Genomic DNA, 813 nt, shown 5'->3' with positions numbered 1-813 from the left:
CTGCCCAGCCCCCCCGTTGTCGCGACCCCGCCGATGACGGCGGCGGCGATCGGGGCCAGCACCCATGTATCCCCGATGGAAGGCTGCGCCGTGCCCAGCCGCGCTACCATGAGAATACCCGCAAGGGCGGACAGGAACCCCGCCGTGGCGAAGGCCGCGACCCGGATGGCATCAACCCGCAGGCCCAGCATCCGCGCCGCTTCGGGGTTGCTACCGATCGCATAGACATACCGCCCCACCGGCGTGCGCGCCATGACGAAGCCCACGACGCCAAGGCAGGCCAGCAGGATGACGAAGGGCACCGGCACCCCGTAAACCACCCCCCGGCCCAGGAACGAGATGTCACCGGGCACGCCGGTAATGGCCACCCCTTTTGTCACGACAAGGTTGGCCCCGCCATACACGCCCGCCATGCCGATAGTCAGCACCAGCGAATGAAGCCGCAGCCGGGTAATCAGCACGCCGTTGAGCATGCCGCACAGCGTGCCCAGCAACAGGCACAGCCCAAGCGACAGCCACGGGTCAAGCCCCGCCTGCACCATGAGCATGCCGCCCGTAATACCCGCCAGCCCGCCAATGGCGCCCACCGACAGATCCAGCTCCCCCAGAATCATGAGAACGGACTGCCCGATCGTGACCAGCCCGATAAAGGCCAGCGCACGCGCCATGATCATGAGGTTGAAGCTGGTCAGGAAATGCGGCGACAGCAGCATGACACGCCGAATATGATGACAAGCGCCGCGATTACGCCCCCCAGCGGGCTGCTCATGCAGCGCGCGGCCAGCCTGCGCAGCGGCGGCAGGCGCGGTGGCG

General features: G+C 67.7%; 1 protein-coding gene. It reads right to left on the bottom strand.

What is annotated here, in order from left to right; all coding sequences use genetic code 11:
- The coding region (locus JCM25156_RS26275; RefSeq protein WP_242402751.1) for an ABC transporter permease at nt 1-713 on the bottom strand (713 nt) is incomplete at its 3' end.
- Nucleotides 714-813: the final 100 nt, after the last annotated feature.

The organism is Komagataeibacter kakiaceti JCM 25156 (assembly GCF_000613305.1).
The sequence above is the reverse complement of the archived record's forward strand: the minus strand, read 5'-3'. Positions and strand labels throughout refer to the sequence as shown.